Annotated in this window: 14 protein-coding genes; 2 read left to right on the top strand and 12 right to left on the bottom strand. The window is 71.1% G+C overall.

Going from position 1 to position 13,999, the window contains the following annotated elements:
• Positions 1-5: 5 nt before the first annotated feature.
• Together AB0F44_RS21965 and AB0F44_RS21960 are read left to right on the top strand one after the other, a co-directional pair.
• Positions 6-1,373, top strand: a complete 1,368-nt coding sequence (locus tag AB0F44_RS21965; RefSeq protein WP_357358805.1) for a histidine kinase — start codon at positions 6-8, stop codon at positions 1,371-1,373.
• A 20-nt stretch (positions 1,374-1,393) separates the two neighbouring features.
• Positions 1,394-2,083, top strand: a complete 690-nt coding sequence (locus AB0F44_RS21960; RefSeq protein WP_357358804.1) for a response regulator transcription factor — start codon at positions 1,394-1,396, stop codon at positions 2,081-2,083.
• 17 nt (positions 2,084-2,100) lie between these two features.
• Here the strand turns inward: AB0F44_RS21960 and AB0F44_RS21955 are convergent, their stop codons facing one another.
• The 12 genes from AB0F44_RS21955 to AB0F44_RS21900 form a co-directional block, all read right to left on the bottom strand.
• Positions 2,101-2,703, bottom strand: coding sequence for an acetate uptake transporter (locus AB0F44_RS21955; protein WP_357358803.1), 603 nt, complete (start codon positions 2,701-2,703; stop codon positions 2,101-2,103).
• Between the two features lie 244 nt (positions 2,704-2,947).
• Complete coding sequence (gene mftM / locus AB0F44_RS21950) at positions 2,948-3,868, bottom strand: mycofactocin oligosaccharide methyltransferase MftM (protein ID WP_357358802.1); 921 nt, start codon at positions 3,866-3,868, stop codon at positions 2,948-2,950.
• A complete protein-coding gene (locus AB0F44_RS21945; protein WP_357358801.1) occupies positions 3,865-5,385 on the bottom strand; it encodes a VWA domain-containing protein in 1,521 nt (506 codons plus the stop codon). Before AB0F44_RS21945 ends, mftM begins: the two co-directional genes overlap by 4 nt.
• Before the next feature lie 19 nt (positions 5,386-5,404).
• Positions 5,405-6,592 carry a MoxR family ATPase gene (locus tag AB0F44_RS21940; protein ID WP_357358800.1) on the bottom strand — a complete coding sequence of 396 codons (1,188 nt, stop codon included), beginning with the start codon at positions 6,590-6,592 and terminating at the stop codon, positions 5,405-5,407.
• A gap of 92 nt (positions 6,593-6,684) precedes the next feature.
• Positions 6,685-7,977: an NDMA-dependent methanol dehydrogenase gene (gene mdo / locus AB0F44_RS21935; RefSeq protein WP_160026054.1), complete on the bottom strand. Its 1,293-nt coding sequence runs from the start codon at positions 7,975-7,977 to the stop codon at positions 6,685-6,687.
• A 101-nt stretch (positions 7,978-8,078) separates the two neighbouring features.
• On the bottom strand, positions 8,079-9,485 hold the full coding sequence (mftF, locus tag AB0F44_RS21930; RefSeq protein WP_357358799.1) for a mycofactocin biosynthesis glycosyltransferase MftF: 1,407 nt from the start codon (positions 9,483-9,485) through the stop codon (positions 8,079-8,081).
• Entirely contained in the window at positions 9,482-10,177 is a 696-nt protein-coding gene (gene mftE, locus AB0F44_RS21925; RefSeq protein WP_357358798.1) for a mycofactocin biosynthesis peptidyl-dipeptidase MftE, read from the bottom strand. Before mftE ends, mftF begins: the two co-directional genes overlap by 4 nt.
• On the bottom strand, positions 10,161-11,363 hold the full coding sequence (mftD, locus tag AB0F44_RS21920; RefSeq protein WP_357358797.1) for a pre-mycofactocin synthase MftD: 1,203 nt from the start codon (positions 11,361-11,363) through the stop codon (positions 10,161-10,163). The genes mftE and mftD overlap by 17 nt, the downstream gene beginning before the upstream one ends.
• Entirely contained in the window at positions 11,360-12,592 is a 1,233-nt protein-coding gene (gene mftC, locus AB0F44_RS21915) for a mycofactocin radical SAM maturase (RefSeq protein WP_357358796.1), read from the bottom strand. The genes mftD and mftC overlap by 4 nt, the downstream gene beginning before the upstream one ends.
• A complete protein-coding gene (mftB, locus tag AB0F44_RS21910) occupies positions 12,589-12,873 on the bottom strand; it encodes a mycofactocin biosynthesis chaperone MftB (protein WP_357358795.1) in 285 nt (94 codons plus the stop codon). Before mftB ends, mftC begins: the two co-directional genes overlap by 4 nt.
• Positions 12,873-12,965, bottom strand: a complete 93-nt coding sequence (gene mftA / locus AB0F44_RS21905; protein WP_141802062.1) for a mycofactocin precursor MftA — start codon at positions 12,963-12,965, stop codon at positions 12,873-12,875. The genes mftB and mftA overlap by 1 nt, the downstream gene beginning before the upstream one ends.
• Positions 12,966-13,054: 89 nt before the next feature.
• Positions 13,055-13,984 (bottom strand): 2-hydroxyacid dehydrogenase, encoded by a 930-nt coding sequence (locus tag AB0F44_RS21900; RefSeq protein WP_357358794.1) that lies wholly within the window; start codon positions 13,982-13,984, stop codon positions 13,055-13,057.
• Between the last annotated feature and the right edge of the window lie 15 nt (positions 13,985-13,999).

Genomic DNA, 13,999 nt, shown 5'->3' with positions numbered 1-13,999 from the left:
ATCCAGTGAGCGCCCCCGATCTGGCTGCACTGACCGGCGTACGTTCCGGCAAGCGCTCCTACTACCGCGCCTTCCTGCGCTCCGACGAGCGCATGCAGCAGGCCGTACGCGCCATGGACTCGATCTCGCGGGCGCTGGTGCGCACGGTCGAGGGTCCGCGAGCGCTCCTGGAGGAGGTCGCCCGCGCGGCCGCGGTGCACCTCGCCGCGGAGTGGACGATCCTGGCGCTGGCCGACGGCCACCTGACCGGGGCGAGACCGAGGTTCATCGTGGTCGGTCATGACGGCCAGGTGGTCGGTGACGAGGAGGAGCTCCCCGGAGTCGTACGCCGCGAGCTCGGCGCGATCCGGGCCGGACACGCGACCGGGGCGCCCGGGCCGGCTCGCTGGGTGCGGGTGCCGATGACGCTGGAGAGCGTCATGATCGGCAGCCTGGTCGGTCTCCACGGGCTCGCCGACGATCCGGAGCCCGGGGACCTGTCGGTGCTGCGGATCCTGGCCAACGAGGCCGCGGTGGCGCTGCACACCTCCGAGCAGTACCAGGCAGGGCTCGCCCAGCACCGCCGCGCCCAGCGGCTCTACGACGAGGTCGGTGCCCGGGAGCGCGACCTCGAGCAGCGGACCCGCGAGCTGCGCCAGGCCGAGGAGCGGCTGCTGGTGGCGCGCCAGCGCGAGCTGGTCGACCACGAGCGCCACCGCATCGCGCGGGAGCTCCACGACAGCGTCACCCAGTACGTGCTCTCCGCCGGGATGTCGGTCGAGATCGCCCGGGGCGAGACGGAGGACCTGGGGCCGGCCGGCGAGCGGATCACCGAGCTCCTCGGCACCGCCAAGCAGCTCACCCAGGACGCCGTCGAACAGCTCCGCCGGGCGATCTACGCCCTGCACCAGCCGCACCGCGACACGGTCTCCTCGCTTCCCGAGCTGCTGCACGAGGTCGCCGAGCACCACCGACCGCACCTGGACGTGTCGGTGCGGGTGGAGGGCGAGGTGTGCCCGATGCCCGCGGAGGCCAAGCACGACATCGCCCGCGCGGTCGGCGAGGCGCTCTTCAACGTGGCGATCCATGCCGAGGCCACCCAGGCGGTGCTCCGGCTCCGCTACCGCAAGCACGAGCTCTACGTCGGGGTCGCCGACGACGGCCGTGGGGATCCGGGCCTGCTCGCCCGAAAGCTTCGGCTCGAGCGCGGCGCCTCGATCGACGGCAGACACCGTGGCCTGGCGAACATCGAGACCCGGATCTGCGAGCTCGGTGGCACCGTCGCGTTCCGGCGCTCGCACCTCGGCGGTGTCCGGGTGGAGCTCCGGGTGCCGCTGCCGGTCGTGGATCGCGGCCGAGGAACGATCTGCGGGCTCATCGAGGACCCGCAGTAGCCGCTTCGAGGAGGAACCCGATGAACACGCTCAGCCCACCCCAGATGGCCCCTGCCCAGGCCCAGGCCACAGCCGGCATCGACGTACTGCTGGTCGATGATCACGCGATCGTCCGTCAGGGTCTGCGGTCGATCCTGGAGCGCGAGCCGGGCCTCCGGGTCGTCGCGGAGGCGGCGACGGCAGCCGAGGCGCTGGCCAGGGTCAACAGCGCTCGCCCGGACATCGTGCTGCTCGACCTGAAGCTCTCCTCGTCCTCGGATGCCGAGGGGCTCGAGCTGTGCGCCGCGCTGACCCAACGGCACCCGGAGGCGCTGATCCTAGTGCTGACGACGTTCCTGGACGAGCAGCTGGTGATGCAGGCGATCCGCGCCGGCGCCCGGGGCTACGTCGTCAAGGACGTCGACACCACCGGGCTGGTCCGGGCGATCCGGGACGTCGCGAGCGGCGGGAGCGCCTTCGACGCGCGCTCAGCGGCAGCGATGATCCGTGGCGTGAACATGCCGGTGACCAGCGACGACTCCGAGCTCACCGCCCGCGAGCTGGAGGTGCTGGAGCTGCTCGCGCACGGGCTGTCGAACCGTGCCATCGGCCACCGGCTCTACATCTCCGACACCACCGCCAAGTTCCATGTGGGCAACATCCTGCGGAAGCTGGGCGTCAGCCGCCGGGCCGAGGCGGTGTACGAGGCGTCCAAGCTCGGCCTCCTCTGACCCGGCGGCCGCAGACGTCACGGCACCGGCAGGACAGTGCGGTCCCAGGTCGTGTTCACGATGATCGCGGCGGAGGCGTAGAGCGCCACCAGGGCGTCGAGGATCAGCACGTAGCCGGCGGTCTGGCCGAGAGCGACGCTGCCGAGGAACGACCCGAAGGCCGCTAGGTAGAAGACCCCGGCCAGGAGCACGAAGATCACGATCGTGGTGGTGTTGGTGCGCAGCGCGGCCAGCAGCATGTAGGTCGTGAACAGCGCCCAGGCCAGCAGGAACATCCCCGTGATCGCGGCCCCACCCGAGGTCACCATCGGGCCGTAGAACTGCACCAGCAGCGCGTAGGAGAGCCAGAACCCGGCGTACGCGGTGAACACCAGGGCCGGGAACGTCTCGCCCCGCCGGAAGTGGACCAGGCCGGCCACGAGCTCGGTCGCGAAGCCCAGCGCCAGCGCGAGGGGCAGGACGGCCGGCAGGGCAGCCGCGTCCACGATCCCCGACATCACGGTGGCCAGGACGAGCGCCGAGATCCCGAAGCTGGCCAGCCCGAGCGGGAACGGGTCGCCCCACGTCGTCGGCGCGGCGCCCTGCGTGGTGTCCAGTGCATCGATGGATGTGTTCGTCATCGGTTCCTCCAAGGGTTCAACCGTCGTCCGGCTGGGCCACGGTTCTCACAAAGTAGTGACGTACGACACACCGACGGACCCGCCGAGTGGGCGGTAGCGCACCTGCCCTCGGGTAGCCCTCCAGCGCGGTCGCGTGCGACCGACGGACAGGTCGAACCGGGCCTTGACCAGGCCTGACGCGGCGCAGCGAGGACAACCGCTCGTCCGCGTCGCCGACGGACAGGTCACCACCGGAGAGGCGCGATCAGCGGTCGGTGTCGATGACGAGCCAGCCACCGTGGTGCTCCACGACCCGGTGCGGGTGTCCCGAGGCCGCGCCCCAGGCGGCGAGGTCGTCCAACGAGACCGTCCGGACGTGCCCCCAGGTCTCGTCGGGCTCCTCCTCGAGAGGTACGGCGATCACGACCCGGCGTCGCGCCACCCGGATCGCCTCCGCGACCGCCCGGTCGCCGAGGCTCGGCTCGATGTGCTCGAGCAGGTGGATCAGCAGCACGTTGTCGGCGGCCCGGTCCGCCCACGGCAGCCGGGTGGCGTCGGCGGCTCGCGTGGTCAGCGGCACCTCCAGCCGGGCCGCCGCGGCGCTGAGCAGCGTGACGGTGCCTGCGGAGAGGTCGGAGGCGGTCACCTGCCGTCCCGCGGAGGCCAGCCGCAGCGAGAGGAACCCGAAGCAGCAGCCGACCTCGAGGACCGAACCGGGTGCCAGCTGCTGCTCGACGAAGCGGTAGACGGGGGCGTACTCGGCGACGGTTCCGTGAGCCGGGGCGGCAGGACCGGGCCGGTGCAGCGCCTGCTCCACACGCCGCAGCGTGTTGCGGTAGAACGCCGCCCAGGCCTGCTCCGGGTCCGGAGCGCTGCTGACCACGATCCCGGTGAAGAGCCGCTCGAAGAGGTCCGGGCCGCGCAGCCAACCCGGCTGAAACAGCTCCTCGGCCAGCAGACCGGAGAGGTCGTCGTCGATCTGGTCCGTACGCAGGCAGTGGATCAGATGGACCTGGTGGCCCTCGCGGTGCACGTCGAAGTGGCGGGTGCGGATCGTGCCGAGATGGCGGCGCGGGCGCGGGCCGTGCCAGGCCCGGACGCTGACGAGCTCGTCGCGGTAGACCCCGGCCTCGGGACCGGGTCGCAGCGCGTCGATCACGTCCAGGTCGCCGGGCGGCGTGGTCATCGGCCGACCGACATCGTCTGGGTGACGTTGTCCAGCCCCCGCAGGTTGCGTACGACCTGGACCTTGTCGCACCACTCCGCGTACTCCGGCAGGTCGCAGCCGCCGAGCGCCCACGAGTAGCGCGGCTCGGGGGTGAGCCAGATCGTCGATCGGGCGCGCCGGGTGAGCTCCTCGAAGGCGGCGAAGCCGGGATCCTTGCCGTTGCCGCGTCCGTCGCCGAGGATCACCAGCGTGGTCCGCCGGTTCACGGCGGAGCCGAACTGCTCGAGAAACTGCTCGAAGCTGGCGCCGTAGTTCGAGTCGGCGTCCACGTCGAGCACCCCACCGGCCGGCAGGCCCGCCAGCACCAGGGACAGCGCATCCTCGATCCGGTGCTCGGCGAAGAGGTCGGTGATCTCCACCAGGTCCTTCACGAACGCGAACGACCGGACGGACGTGGCGACCGACTGCAGGCTATGCAACAGGTGCAGCGTGAAGCGGGCGGTGGAGCGTACGGACAGGGAGACGTCGCAGAGGACGAGCAGCCGCGGCCGGTCGTGCGCCTTGGCGACGGTGACCGGCCGGAACGGCACGCCGTCGTACTTCATGTTGGTGCGCATCGTCCGGCGGCCGTCGACGATGCCGCGCGCGGCGACCGTACGCCGCGGGCGCGGTGCGCCGTGGAGCTTCCTGAGCAGCCGGCGCAGCGACTCCTCCAGCGCGGCTCGGTCGTGCTCGGCCACGGTCTCGGCCTGCGCCGCCTGGATCTCCCGCGACTCGATCTCGCGCTCCATGCTCATCAGCCGCTCGAGGTGGTCCCGGATCCGCTCGGGGAGCGAGGCCAGCCACGGGGAGAGCGCCGTGCGCAGCTCCGCGAGGTCATCGTCGTCGTCGATGCCGCTCTCGGGTTCGCGTTCCTCGAGCCAGCTCAGCAGCGCGATCTCCTCCTGCACGGACAGCTCGGTGTCGAGCTGCATCCCGCCGTCCCGGATCAGCTCGCCCGGGTTGCCGGGGTTGTGCATCCGGCTCGTCGAGAGCTGGACCCGCGCGGCCTCCCCGGGGCTCGACTTCGGGTCGTTGGAGAGGACGATCTCGTCGGTGAGCGCGGCGATGTCGATCTTGTTCGCCTCCTGGTGGAGGTTGTAGCGCTGCGCCATGTCCTCGGGCTTGAAGTACTCCTTGATGTCGTCCGGCTTGCCGTGGCTGTGCCCGTCCTCGGGCACCTCGCCCGGCTCCTCGGAGAGCGTGAAGTCGGTGAGCTCACCGTCGTCGGAGAGGTCGTCGTGGGTGTGGCCGTGGTCGTCCTGCTCGTCGACGACCGGTCGCAGCCCGAAGAACCGGTCGAAGACCAGGTCGAACGTGGCCAGGTCGCGGCGGTCCTTGACCAGGCTCGCGGTCAGCGCGGCGTGGAGCACGTGGCGCTGCTCGAGCACCCCCGGCTGGGCGACCGCGTGCATCGCGTCGATCACCTCGGCGGTGCTGACGCGTACGCCGTAGAGCCGGAGCAGCCGGATGAAGCGGTGGAGTGCGGTCTCCATGTCGGGCCCCGATCCCGGCTCAGACCGGACGCTTGCGGGCCGACGGGAACGCCCTGTTGCCCTGGCTGGTGGACACCGAGGGAGCCGTACGCGGTCCGGTGCCGCCGGCACCGCCGTAGTAGCCCGCGTTGTGCCGGCCGGGCTGGTCCTTCGCCTTCCGCTCGGCGCGGCCGTCGACGTCGTCGTGATCCTCGGCAGCCGGAGCGTGGGAGTGACCGTGGCCATGTCCGTGGCCGTGGCCGTGGCCGTGCAGGTGGTCGGGGACCTCGGCGTTCGGGTCGACCAGCCGCGGCAGCGCCTCCATCACCCGCTTCAGGTCGCGCTCGTACTTCACCACGACGTTGAGGGTCGTCGAGAGCACGTCGGCGGTGAGCTCCTCGACGCCGAGCACCGCCAGCGTCCGGGCCCAGTCGACGGTCTCGGAGATGCTGGGCGCCTTGCGCAGCTCGAGCTCGCGGATGCCCCGGACGATGTCGACCAGCCGCGCCGCGAGGGAGTCGGCGAGCCCGGTCTCCTTGGACCGGATGATCTCCAGCTCACGGATCGCGTCGGGGTAGTCGAGGAAGAGGTGCAGGCACCGGCGCTTGAGCGCGGCGGAGAGGTCGCGGGTGTTGTTCGAGGTCAGGACGACGTACGGCATCGTCCTGGCGGTAACGGTGCCGATCTCGGGGATGGAGATCTGGAACTCGGCGAGCAGCTCGAGCAGCACCGCCTCCAGGGCCTCGTCGGCCCGGTCGACCTCGTCGATGAGGAGCACCACCGGGGTGTCGGAGTCGATCGCCTCGAGCAGCGGTCGCGCGGCCAGGAACCGCTGCGAGAAGAAGACCGAGTCCTGCTTGGCGATCCTCTCGACGGCCTCGTTCAGGTCGGCGGCGTCCTCGACGACCTGGCCGATCTTCTCGCGCAGGATCTGGGTGTAGAGCATCTGCTTGCCGTAGTCCCACTCGTAGAGCGCCTTGGTCTCGTCCTGGCCCTCGTAGCACTGCAGCCGGATCAGGCGCCGTCCGGTCGCGGCGGCGAGGCTCTCGGCCAGCTGGGTCTTGCCGACGCCCGCCGGGCCCTCGAGCAGGACCGGCTTCTCCAGCCGCGTCTGCAGGAACACCGTGGTGGCGAGCCGGTCGTCGGCGAGGTAGCCGCACGTCGCCAGTTGGGCGCGGGTGTCCTCGACGTCGATGAAGCCCTGGATCGGTTCGGTGGTGGTCGACACGTGCACTCCTCGAGGTGGTGGGGGGCGAGGTGGCGGGTCCGGCTGGTGTTCTCAGCGGGCCGGACCCGCCACGGATCGATCGGCAGGGACGATCAGCCGAGCAGGTCGTCCAGGTCGCCGTTGAGGCAGTGGTCGACCACCGGACGTACGGTCTCGAACGTGCACTCCTTGGCGTTGCCCGGCGTGCAGGCGTCGCCCAGGACGTGGTTGGTGATCCGGTCGACGTCCGTGTCGTCGCCGACGATCTCCTTGGCGTTCTCGTAGTACGCGGTCGGCCCCTGGCCGAGCCGGTTCTTCGAGTAGGTGTCCTGCTTGACGTCGACGAACCGCTCGGTGATGCCGACGTCGCGCAGCAGCCGGATGGCCGCGGCGAGCGCCGCGTCGGCGGCCTGCACGTCGGTCATGCCGTGGGTGTCGACGCCCATCGCGCGGGCGATGTCGGCGAACCGCTTGTAGTGCGTGGGCATGTTGAACGCCCAGACCCGCGGCAGCGCGATGGCGTTGTTGAGGCCGTGGTGGGTGTCGTAGAACGCACTGATGGCGTGGCTGATCGAGTGGATGATGCCGAGGCCGCCGGAGTTGAACGCCTGAGCGGCGATGTACTGGGCGTACATCATCCCCTCGCGGCCGCCGAGGTCCTGGCCGTTCCAGACCGCCTGCCGCAGGTTCTCCGAGGTCAGCTTGATCGCGTGCAGCGCGTTGCCGAGCGAGGGCTGGAAGTTGATCCGGGAGACGTACGGCTCGCTGGCGTGCGCCAGGACGTCGAAGCCGCACTGCGCGGTGTAGTCGACCGGGCAGTCGAAGTAGAGCACCGGGTCGTCGATCGCCAGGCTGGCCACCGAGGCGTCGTCGAAGGCGACGTACTTGTGCGGGTTGTCCGGGTCGGTGGTGGTGTCGGTGATGACGTACGCCCAGGACGTCTCGGAACCGGTGCCGGCCGTCGTCGAGACGGCGATGTGCGGCGGGTTCTTCGGGTTCTCGGACATGTTGAAGCCCTCGAACTCGTTGACGTTACGGCCGTCGTGGGCGACCGAGATGCGCGCGCCCTTGCAGGCGTCGTGCGACGAGCCGCCGCCGATGGAGACGAACGAGTCGCACTCGTTCTCCTGGTAGAGCTTCACCGAGTCCATGACGTTGTAGTCCTTGGGATTGGACTCGACCTTGTCGTACACGACGACCTCGAGGCCGTGGTACTTCATCGACTCGACGATCTTGGTGACGATGTCCGTGCCGCGGAGGCCGGACGTCATCACGAGGGTCTTGCGGAAGCCCATCTTCAGAGCCTCGGGCCCGATCATCTCGTGAGCGCCGGGCCCCATGAGGGCTCGAGGGAACGGGTGGAACTCCTTGATGGGGAAGGGCTTGAGTAGTTCGTCGACCTGCATGGCAAACCTCCGTTGGTGTGTGACGCTCAGCACATTAGGTACGCCGACAGAGCCGCGAACAGGCGAGGAACGGGAAACAGGCCACCCCGGGAGGGGCCGACCTACCCGTTGGGAGAGGTGCCTCCCTGGCCGGTCTTCTGGCCAGGTCGGCGCGGCAGCAGACAGGTCATCGAACGGGCTCTGATCGCGCCGGCCCACAGGCCTGCGCCGTACGCCATGTCGTCGAGGCGCCGGGCCAGCGGCCGGTATCTCGTGCCGGGGTTGTCGACCTGGGCGACGACGACGTCGACAAGCAGGGACGCGGCGAGAGCGCGCCTGAGGAGCCTGCTGTGCGGGGCGAGGAGCACGGTCAGCGGCCACCAGTGCCGCAGCAGCAGCGCGGCCTCCTGGCGGACCGTCCAGCCGAGGCCCTGGGCACAGAGCTGGACCGCGAGCCGGTCCCGTCCGGGGGTCTCCGGCAGCCGTCGTCGCAGCGAGAGAACGCCGTACGCGATCCCGACCGCGGCCACCGGGAGGGACCACCGGCGGTGCACCATCAGCGCGGCCGCGGTGGCCGCCATGCTCGCGGTCATCACCGCCGGAGCGCCCTTGCGGCCGTGGCGGACGGCGAGGTCGGCGCCGCCGGTCCCGTAGAGGTACTTGCGGCCCAGCCAGCCACGGATCGTCGTGCGGGTGTCGTGCCAGGCGATCTGCTCCGGGTCGTAGCGGACGACCTCGCCGGCCTCGACCAGCCGCCACACCAGGTCGACGTCCTCGCCCACGCGCATCGACTCCTCGAACCCCGACCCGAGGCGCTCCGTACGACCCACGAGGCAGGCGCTCGGCAGCCAGCCCACCGCGGCGCCGGGGCGTACGACGCAGGCACGGGTGCCGAGCGCGAGCGAGGAGTCGTCCTCGTCGAAGCGCTCGAACCACCGCGGCGCCCGGCTGCGGGCACGGCTGCGGACCAGCGGCGCCACCAGCGCTACTCGGCTGTCGGCGAAGTGGCGGGAGAGCGCCAGCAGCGTGCTCACCTCGACGGTGACGTCGGAGTCGATGAAGGCGACGTACGGGGTGCGGACGGCCCCCAGGCCGGCGTTGCGGGCGCCGGCGGGGCCGAGGTTCTGCGGCAGTCGTACGAGCTGGGCGCCGTGGCGGCGAGCGACGTCCGCGACTACGTCGGGATCGTGGGAGTCGTCGTCGACGACGATGCAGCCGAGACCGGCCAGCGGACCGAGAGCACGGTCGAGCTGGTCGGGCCGGTCGCGTACGGGGATCACGACGGTGACCTCGGCCGGATCCACCCCGGGGCCGTCGAGCACGGGATCGGCCAGGTTGCCGTCGACGAGCCTGGCCGCGAGCGCCTCGGTGGCCGCGTCGACCACCGTGATCTCGCCGTCGTCGAGACGGGCCAGCGCGCCGTCGGTGAGCCGGACGGCACGCAGCGGCGAGCCGCCGACCAGCAGGCGCCGGTCGATGCGGCGTACGTCCTCCCGGACTCGGACCCGGAAGCCGATCGGGAATCTCACCCCACTGCCACGCCGCCGGGAGCCAGCACGTCCATCGTGGTCTGCTCGATCATCATGGCGAGCGCCTCCGCTCCCTCCTCCGCCGTTGCGCCGGTCGGGTCGCCGAGGACGCCGTTAACGGAGACCGCCGCGACCCCGCCCGCCCGCATCGCCGGGAGGATCTCCGCGAGCGGCCGGGTGTCGCCGGGCTCGGCCAGGTCCATGCGTACGGCCTCGGGCCGCAGGTGCAGCATCAGGGACGTCTCGGTGCGGCCGGCGTGCAGGTCGAACTCCTCGGTGCGGCACGGCAGCCAGCACGCGGTCTGCCGCTCGAAGGTGAGCTGGTTGACCGCGCTGGTCAGCGCGGCGGCGTTGCCGCCGTGGCCGTTCACCAGCACCACCCGTTCTGCCCAGGTGCGGGCCGAACGGACGAGCTCGACGACGACCAGATGGAGCGCATCGCTTCCGATCGACACGGTGCCGGGGAAGGACTGGTGCTCGCCGCTGGAGCCGATCGCGATCGGCGGCGCAGTCCAGCTCTCGACACCTTGCTCCGCGAGCCGTTCGGCCACCCCCTGCGTGACCGCGGTCGCGATGGTCGTGTCGGTGTCGAACGGCAGATGCGGTCCGTGCTGCTCCAGGGAGCCGACGGGCACCAGCAGGACGGTGCCCCGGCGCACCTGCGGCCAGGTGGCGTCACCCAGTGTGTACATGGAAGCCGTCCGGGACGATCAGGTGCTCGGGCCGCAGCTCGGTGACCGACCCGAGCGCCAGCCCCCGCAGCGCCGAGTCGATGCCACCGCTCAGCACGTCGAGGACGTTCTCGACTCCGGCCTGGCCGTTGGCGGCCAGACCCCACAGATAGGCCCGGCCGATCAGCACCGCCTTCGCACCGAGCGCGAGCGCCTTGACGACATCTGAGCCGCGGCGTACGCCTCCGTCCATCACCACGTCGACCTGGTCGCCGACGCGGTCGGCGATCGGCTTGAGCATCCGGATCGCGGCCGGGGTGCCGTCGAGGTTGTTCCCGCCGTGGTTGGACACCGAGATGCCCGCGACCCCGGCATCGACCGCGCGGAGCGCGTCGTCGACCCGGCACACGCCCTTCAGCACGAACGGGGTGCCGCTGATCTGGTGCCACTGCTCGCGCATCCAGGCGACGTCCTCCCAGCTCGGCGGCGGGGTGGTCATCCACTCGTAGTAGGCACCGAAGAACGTCGGCGCGCTCCCGCCCGGCGGGGCGAGGTTCGGGGCGGTGAGATCGGGGAAGGAGCCCGTACGCCCGAACTGCCACGCCCACCGCGGCCTTGCCGCCACCTGTGGCGCCAGCCGCATCATCGTCCGCAGGTCGACCTTCTCCGGGATCTCGGGGCTGCCCCAGTCGCGGCCCATCGAGAAGGACCAGTCGAGCGTGGCGATCAGGCCCTGGGCGCCGGCGGCGTGCGCCCTCTGCATGCGCTGGACGATCGTGCCGCGGTCGCCGGTCCAGTACATCTGGAAGAACGTGGTCGCGCCGGTCGCGGTCACCTCCTCCACCGACCTCGAGGCGAAGTTGGAGAGCCCGATGATGGTGCCGCGGGCCGCGGCGGCCCGGGCGACCGCCACCTCGCCGTCGGGATGTACGGCCTGGACCCCGGTCGGGCTGATCAGCACCGGCAGCGGGATCGAGTGGCCGAAGACGGTCGTGCCCAGGTCGCGCTTGGCGTGCTGTCCGACGACGTGGGGCGCCCAGCCGAGCTCGGCGAACGCGGCCTGGTTGTCGGTCATGCTCTGGCCACGCTCGGAGCCGGCGACCAGCGCACCGTAGACCGGCTTGGGCAGCCGGCGCCGGGCTCGTTCCTGAGCCACCGCGACCGACTCGAACCACGGATTTCGCTTCCAGGGGTTCTCGAGCTTCACGACAGGTCACCTCCGGCGAGCGGGTCTTCGTTGCAGGCCGAGACGGGGCGCCGCCTGGTGGCACCGAGATTGAGCAGCACCGGTGCGTTGCGGCTTGCCTGGCTGCGCGAGTGGTCCTGGCTTGCGGTCGGCACCGAGCGGTCGCCGGCGAGCGCCGTCTCGCCGTAGCCCTGGACGCACTCCGGGTCCGGGCCGTCCAAGGGCAGCCCGGTGAAGAACTTGGCGGCCATGCAGCCGCCGCGGCACGCGTCGAAGTGCTGGCACTTCGTGCAGGCTCCGCCGGTCTGCGGCGAGCGCAGCTCGGTGAACAGCGGCGAGGACTGCCACACCTCCTGGAAGCCGCCCTCACCGAGCAGGTTGCCGGCCAGGAACTGGTCATGGATCGCGAACGGGCAGGCGTAGACGTCGCCGATCGGGTCGATCAGGCACACCACCCGCCCGGCGCCGCACAGGTTGAGCCCTGGGAGCGACTCGCCGTAGGCGGCCAGGTGGAAGAAGGAGTCACCGGTGAGGACGTCCTCGCCGTGCGCCATCAGCCAGTCGTAGAGCTCGCGCTGCTGCGCAGGTCTAGGGTGCAGCTCGTCCCACACGTCCGCGCCGCGACCCGACGGGCGCAGCCGGGTGAGACGCAGGGTGGCGCCGTACTCGTCGGCTATGGCCTTGAAGTCGTCGAGCTGGCCGATGTTCTCCCGGGTGCAGACGACGGAGATCTTGGCGTCGGAGAAGCCGGCGTCCCGGAGGTTCCGCAATGCCAGCAGCGCGGTGTCGTACGAGCCGGCTCCGCGGACGCGGTCGTTGACCTCCGCCGTCGCGCCGTCCAGGGAGATCTGTACGTCGACATAGTCGGTCGAGGCCAGGAAGGCGGCGCGCTCGGGGGTGATCCGGAAGCCGTTGGTGGAGAACTTCACGCCGACCTGGTGGTCGACGGCGTACTCCACGAGCTCCCAGAAGTCGGGGCGGATCGTCGGCTCGCCACCGCCGATGTTGACGTAGAAGATCTGCATGCGCTGCAGCTCGTCGATGACGGCCTTGCACTGCTCCGTGCTGAGCTCGCGCGGGTCACGCCGGCCCGAGCTCGACAGGCAATGGGCGCACTCGAGGTTGCAGGCGTACGTCAGCTCCCAGGTCAGGCAGATCGGGGCGTCGAGGCCGAACTCGAACTGCTCGACGAGGCTGCCGCCCGCGGGACGGGCCTTGGGAGTGGTGGGGCGTTCTGGTGCGAGGGTCACACTGCCTCCTCATGGCGGGGGCGGATCATGTCGGTCTCGGCGAGGGCGCGGAGCGCCGCTGCGTACGCGTCGTGCTGCTCCGGCGGGATGCCGGCGGCATCGAGCGCGCTGCCGAGACGGGGGTGATGCTCGAGGAGCCGGACCACCTCGACCAGCTCCGGCCGCTTGAGGAAGGTCAGCTTCCGATTGCCGAAGTGGTAGGCGAGTGCCCCGAAGGGCTCAGGACGCAGCGCCACCGAGGGCGAGAGTGTCCACGGCTCCTCGAGCATGCGATCGGGCATCAGTAGACGCCGCACATTCCGTCGATCGAGACCTCCTCGATGAGGTCCTCGGTGGCGACGTCGGTCGGGTTCGACTCGTTCTGGGGTTCCATCTGCTGCTCCTCTCACGGGGTGACCGTTCGCACGTTAATCACGGCGTGAGCGGAGCAACCTCCCCGATCGGAGAGTCTTCCGGGCAGGATCAGCGAGGTATGGCCGCACCCGGCCGGGCCACCACGTTGAGCAGCGGACGGCCCTCGGCGAAGCGGCGCAGCTGTTCCGCCACCAGGCGCTCGGCGCGCGGGTAGAAAGTCGCCGCACCACCGCCGACGTGCGGGGTCACGATGGCGCCGGCCATCGACCACAGCGGGTGATCGGCCGGGAGCGGCTCGGGGTCCACGACGTCGAGAGCCGCTCGCAGCCGCCCGGTGGCGAGCTCGGCGAGGAGCGCGCCGGTGTCGAGCGTGCGGCCCCGGCCGATGTTCACCACGAGCGCGTCGTCGGGCAGCAGCGCCAGCTGCTCGACGCCGATCAGGCCGATGGTGCCGGGCTTCTCCGGGAGCGTGAGCACCACGATGTCGGCGGTGGGCAGCAGGCTGGGCAGCTCGTCGACGCCGTGCACGTCGCGGTCCGGGTCCGCCGTGGACGCGACCCGCACGACCTGGGCCTCGCAGGCGAGCAGGCGCTGCTCGAGCGCGGCACCGATCGAGCCGTACCCGACGATCACCACCCGTGAGTCGGCCAGCGACCTGGTGTGCTCCGGCTGCCAGCGGCCGGCCTCCTGGTCGCGCACCCAGCGGGGCAGCTCCCGCTGCGCGGCGAGGATCAGGCCCAGCCCGTGCTCGGCGGCGCTGGCGTCGTGCAGGCCACGCCCGTTGCACAGCGTGACCTCGGGACCGATGAGCGGGAGCACCTTCTCCACACCCGCGCTGAGGCTCTGTACGGCACGGAGCGCAGGCATCAGCGGCAGCAGATCTCGTCCGGCGCTGCGGCCGTACGGCAGGACGTAGAACGCCACGTCGGAGACGTCGGCCGGCGGAGAGCCGGTGCCGTCGTACACCTCCACCTGCAGGCCGTCGGGCCAGCCGCCCATCTGGCCCTCCAGGTGGGCCCACGGGACGAGTGCGCGCATCGAGTCGCTTCCTTT

The sequence above is a fragment of the Nocardioides sp. NPDC023903 genome (assembly GCF_040639295.1).
In the GTDB taxonomy this organism is placed as follows: domain Bacteria; phylum Actinomycetota; class Actinomycetes; order Propionibacteriales; family Nocardioidaceae; genus Nocardioides.
Note: the sequence above shows the minus strand (reverse complement) of the source record. Positions and strands in the feature narration are given on the sequence as shown.

Excerpts from the sequence above, each read along its gene's own strand:
- AB0F44_RS21960 (WP_357358804.1), top strand. The coding sequence starts at position 1,394 with ATGAACACGCTCAGCCCACCCCAGATGGCCCCTGCCCAGGCCCAGGCC.
- AB0F44_RS21955 (WP_357358803.1), bottom strand. The coding sequence starts at position 2,703 with ATGACGAACACATCCATCGATGCACTGGACACCACGCAGGGCGCCGCG.
- mftM (WP_357358802.1), bottom strand. The coding sequence starts at position 3,868 with ATGACCACGCCGCCCGGCGACCTGGACGTGATCGACGCGCTGCGACCC.
- AB0F44_RS21945 (WP_357358801.1), bottom strand. The coding sequence starts at position 5,385 with ATGGAGACCGCACTCCACCGCTTCATCCGGCTGCTCCGGCTCTACGGC.
- mdo (WP_160026054.1), bottom strand. The coding sequence starts at position 7,977 with ATGCAGGTCGACGAACTACTCAAGCCCTTCCCCATCAAGGAGTTCCAC.
- mftE (WP_357358798.1), bottom strand. The coding sequence starts at position 10,177 with ATGTACACACTGGGTGACGCCACCTGGCCGCAGGTGCGCCGGGGCACC.
- mftB (WP_357358795.1), bottom strand. The coding sequence starts at position 12,873 with ATGCCCGATCGCATGCTCGAGGAGCCGTGGACACTCTCGCCCTCGGTG.
- mftA (WP_141802062.1), bottom strand. The coding sequence starts at position 12,965 with ATGGAACCCCAGAACGAGTCGAACCCGACCGACGTCGCCACCGAGGAC.
- AB0F44_RS21900 (WP_357358794.1), bottom strand. The coding sequence starts at position 13,984 with ATGCGCGCACTCGTCCCGTGGGCCCACCTGGAGGGCCAGATGGGCGGC.